We start from the raw sequence: 4,049 nt of genomic DNA on the forward strand, positions 1-4,049 counted from the left end.
CTGCGGTGACGGGCCAGGGCATCCATCTCCACGAAGGACCCGTCGTCGAGCAGTGCCGTGATCCGTTCGCGAGCGGTCAGCTTGCCCTTGGCATGCACCTTGTCGATCGCGGCTTCGCCGGACGGTGCCATTGCAGCCTCGCGGCGGCTACGCAGATCGGCAAGCTTGCCCGCTGTGGTGTGAATATCGGGCTTATCTGCCGAATTCTGCGCAGTCGGATCCTGAACACTGGTCATGGGCAAACACTTTAACCACGGGTGTGATGCACGTCCCGACCCAGGGGCGCGTTGGACCAGCCAACGTCGGCTCCACCAGCCGCTACTGCATAGCTACTGGCCAGTACCGTCGGGCGTCGACTCGGAGCTCGTCATGAGCAGCCCATATGCTCGTTGTTCATGTGGACCAATCTCGATCGTCCCCCGCTCGACCTCTCTGCTCTTCGGCGTGCACTCGTCGACGGGCCTCAGGCGTCCTGGTCCAGGCTCGATGTCGTCGAGTCGACGGGGTCCACCAACGCAGACCTGATCGCGCAGGCCGATGGGTTGGCCGATCGGACCGCGCTCGTCGCCGAACATCAGGACAGCGGACGTGGCAGGCACGCGAGACCGTTCTCGGGGCCACCGAGGTCGCAACTGCTGCTCTCGGTCCTCGTCCGGTTCCCAGGCATCGACCCGGCCGTACTCGGATGGCTTCCCTTGTTGGCGGGAGTTGCCGTGGTCGATGCGCTGCGCACCGTCGCTGCTGTCGACGCGGCATTGAAGTGGCCCAACGACGTCTTGATCGAGGGACGAAAGGTCGCCGGCATCCTCGCCGAGGTCGCGCGACACGGTACCGCGCCGACCGTCGTCGTCGGTATCGGGTTGAACGTGTCGTTGTCGCAGACGGAGCTACCCGTCCCGACTGCCACGTCGCTGGTGCTCGAGAACGCAGCGGTCGTCGATCGAGACACGATCCTGCGGGCGATACTGCGTGGAATCGGTGCCGAGATCGACTCGTGGCGAAACTCGAACTGGAACACCGAGCAGCTCGCGAGTCGATACCGCGAACGCTGCGACACGATCGGCCGCGGCGTGCGCGTCGAACTACCGGGCGAGAAGCAGATCCTCGGTGATGCAACCGACGTCGACAATCAGGGGCGCATCGTTGTGCGCGACGGCGACACCGGGGAACTGATCGCGGTCGCGGCCGGCGACGTGACGCACCTTCGTGCGATCGATCGAGGCGATCACTGAGCCCGTGTCGGCTCCCAGGTGGCGACTGCCCAGATGACGACCAGATCGATGGCAATGATCAAGATCGACCAGAGCGGGTAGTACGGCAGCCACAGGAAATTGGCGACGATCGACAAGGAAGCGACGACGATCGCCACGAGGCGTGCCCACGTCGCCCCCGACATCAGTCCGATACCCGCCAGCAGCAGCAGGACTCCGACCACGAGATGAACCCATCCCCAGGTCTCGACGCTGAACTCGTATGTGTAGTTGTATCCGACGACCAGAAGGTCGTCTTTGGCGATCGCGGCTATCCCTTGAAAGATCGACAGAATCCCCGCGGTCAGCAGGATGATCGACGCCGCGATGGCGCCGCCGAATGCGAACCCTTGGTGCCCCGACCCGGTCGTACCCGTACGTGCAGTCATGTCTCGCGCTCCTTTCCGACAAGACCAGTGTCGAACCCGAGCGATGCACGGCACATCATCCGTAGCGGATGATGTGCCGTACTTCCGTGCGGTGCGAGCGTTGTAGGTCCTAGCAGATGCGTGTGAGGGGGCCGCGTGCACGAGCCGAACGCAGTGCCCGGAGACGATCCGGTCCAGATCGATCGACCTGACACCGAATCGGGCGCCGAACCGGCTGAGGCAATGCCCACCTCGTGGTCGCTTCCGCGCGGAGTGATCGTGTTGATCGGCTTGGCCTGCCTGGTGGTAGCCGTCGCAGGGACTCGGGCATTCGCGTCCGTCGTCGGTCCGACATTTCTGGCGCTGATGCTCACCGTCGCTGTGCATCCGCTTCCGGAATGGTTGCGGCGTAAAGGGGTTCCGGCGTGGATCGCGACGCTGATCGCTATTCTCGCCGTGTACGCGATCCTGTTGTCGTTGGTGTTCGCACTCGTGCTGTCGACGGCGCGACTGGCGACGCTGCTGCCGACCTATTCGGACGATTTCGATCAGCTGATCGCCAATGTGCACAATTTTCTGGCCGACAACGGCGTCGGCCCTGATCAGATTCAGGGGCTGTTGTCCGACCTCGATGCAGGCACCGTGTTCGGGCTGGTCGACGGACTCCTCGTCGGCGTGCTCGGAGTGTTCTCGAATCTGTTGTTCGTGCTCGTGTTGGCCTTGTTCATGGCGGTCGACGGCAGTTCCTACTCTGCTCGATTGACCACTCTCGTCCGGACGCGGGGCGACATCGCGAACGCGTTCACCTCGTTCTCCGCGGGAACGCGGAAGTACCTCGTCGTGTCCACGATCTTCGGTCTCATCGTCGCTGTGATCGACACAGGAGTGTTGTGGGCGTTAGGGATTCCGCTGCCGGTGTTGTGGGGATTGCTGGCGTTCATCACCAATTACATACCGAACGTCGGCTTCGTGCTCGGCCTGGTTCCGCCCGCACTGCTCGCCTTGCTCCAAGGTGGGCCGTCACTGATGATCACGGTGATCGTCTTGTACAGCGTCGTCAATGTAGTGATCCAATCGATCATTCAGCCCAAGTTCGTCGGAGACGCTGTCGGTCTGTCGGTCACCCTCACGTTCTTGTCCTTGGTCTTCTGGGCCTGGGTACTCGGTCCGCTCGGCGCGGTGCTTGCGATTCCGCTCACGCTGATGGCGAAGGCCCTTCTCGTCGATATCGATCCTGCGACCCGCTGGGCGGATGTGCTTCTCTCGGATGGATCGCCGCCGCCGAACGATAGCGACGACCGCGCGGAGGGTGACGGTGACGAAGTCGTGGCAGGATCGCCTCACAAGATGTGAGGTTCCGGTCGAGGAGTGAATCGTATGGGCTATCCGCAGGATGCGTTGGCGGACGAGGAAGAGCTGTTACTGCATCATCATCCGCACTGGAAGATGCTGGTGTTGCCCGCGGTGACGTTCATTCTCACTACCGCGGTGGCCGGATTTCTCGTCGGCCTGATCTCGGCCCGCCTCGATGGTTCCGGCGCGACGATCGCCACGATCGTCGTTGTCGTGGTGTGGGCGATCGTGGTCGGATGGCGATGCGTTGCGCCGCTGATCAGTTGGAGATGCACCCACTTCATCGTCACCGATCGCCGGGTGCTCATCCGGCAGGGAGTCATCACCCATTCGGGTATCGACATTCCGATGGGCCGCATCAGCAACGTTCAGTTCCGACACGGTCTGGTGGACCGCATGCTGCGTACCGGCACCTTGATCATCGCGTCGGCCTCCGACGATCCACTCGAGTTCGACGACATACCGCGCGTCCAACGAGTCCATTCCCTGCTCTATCAGCAGGTGTTCGACTCGATGGAGGTCAGGCGCGCAGGTCCCGATGCCTTCGAAAGCGCCGAGGTCTCGGATTTCGACGGCGCTCGACCTGGCTGGCGGGCCGGTCGGCGAAGGTAATCTCTATGTTCCTTCACAGATTCGGACCGTAGGCTCCTCTCGTGACCGACGTGCTGCTTGCCGAAGACGACGAAGCGATTGCCGCTCCACTCTCGCGTGCCCTGGGCCGTGAGGGCTACACCGTGACCGTCGAGCAGACCGGGCCGGCCGCGCTGCAACGTGCGCTGGACGGCAATTTCGACTTGCTGATTCTCGATCTCGGGCTACCGGGGATGGACGGTCTCGAGGTCTGTCGCCAGGTGCGGGCCAACAGTTCCGAACTGGCGGTTCTGATGCTCACCGCTCGCACCGACGAAGTCGACTTCGTGGTCGGCTTGGACGCCGGTGCGGACGACTACGTCGGAAAGCCGTTTCGGCTGGCCGAGTTGATGGCGCGCGTTCGCGCGTTGCTGCGGCGGCGCGGGCCGGGGGAGGACAGTCCGATCGAGGTCGGCGGAATTCGCATGGAACCCGCAGCCCGACGTGT

6 protein-coding genes are annotated in these 4,049 nt (G+C 63.2%); 4 read left to right on the forward strand and 2 right to left on the reverse strand.

Going from position 1 to position 4,049, the window contains the following annotated elements; translation table 11 throughout:
- A partial coding sequence (locus A2J03_RS01405) for a carboxyl transferase domain-containing protein (RefSeq protein ID WP_331712350.1) occupies nucleotides 1-236 on the reverse strand: 236 nt, incomplete at its 3' end.
- A 159-nt stretch (nucleotides 237-395) separates the two neighbouring features.
- Here A2J03_RS01405 and A2J03_RS01410 point away from each other — a divergent pair.
- Nucleotides 396-1,232: a biotin--[acetyl-CoA-carboxylase] ligase gene (locus A2J03_RS01410; RefSeq protein WP_068368717.1), complete on the forward strand. Its 837-nt coding sequence runs from the start codon at nucleotides 396-398 to the stop codon at nucleotides 1,230-1,232.
- Here A2J03_RS01410 and A2J03_RS01415 read toward each other — a convergent pair.
- On the reverse strand, nucleotides 1,226-1,639 hold the full coding sequence (locus tag A2J03_RS01415; protein WP_068368711.1) for a DUF7144 family membrane protein: 414 nt from the start codon (nucleotides 1,637-1,639) through the stop codon (nucleotides 1,226-1,228). The genes A2J03_RS01410 and A2J03_RS01415 overlap by 7 nt on opposite strands.
- 177 nt (nucleotides 1,640-1,816) lie before the next feature.
- Here A2J03_RS01415 and A2J03_RS01420 point away from each other — a divergent pair, with 177 nt between their 5' ends.
- The 3 genes from A2J03_RS01420 to A2J03_RS01430 all read left to right on the forward strand — a co-directional run.
- The gene (locus A2J03_RS01420; RefSeq protein ID WP_442971310.1) at nucleotides 1,817-2,971 is read left to right on the forward strand and encodes an AI-2E family transporter; all 1,155 of its coding nucleotides are present in this window, start codon (nucleotides 1,817-1,819) and stop codon (nucleotides 2,969-2,971) included.
- Nucleotides 2,972-2,995: 24 nt separating this feature from the next.
- A complete protein-coding gene (locus A2J03_RS01425) occupies nucleotides 2,996-3,583 on the forward strand; it encodes a PH domain-containing protein (RefSeq protein ID WP_068368714.1) in 588 nt (195 codons plus the stop codon).
- Between the two features lie 41 nt (nucleotides 3,584-3,624).
- A partial coding sequence (locus tag A2J03_RS01430; protein WP_156520132.1) for a response regulator occupies nucleotides 3,625-4,049 on the forward strand: 425 nt, incomplete at its 3' end.

It is taken from the genome of Rhodococcus sp. EPR-157 (assembly GCF_001647195.1).
Taxonomy (GTDB): domain Bacteria; phylum Actinomycetota; class Actinomycetes; order Mycobacteriales; family Mycobacteriaceae; genus Rhodococcoides.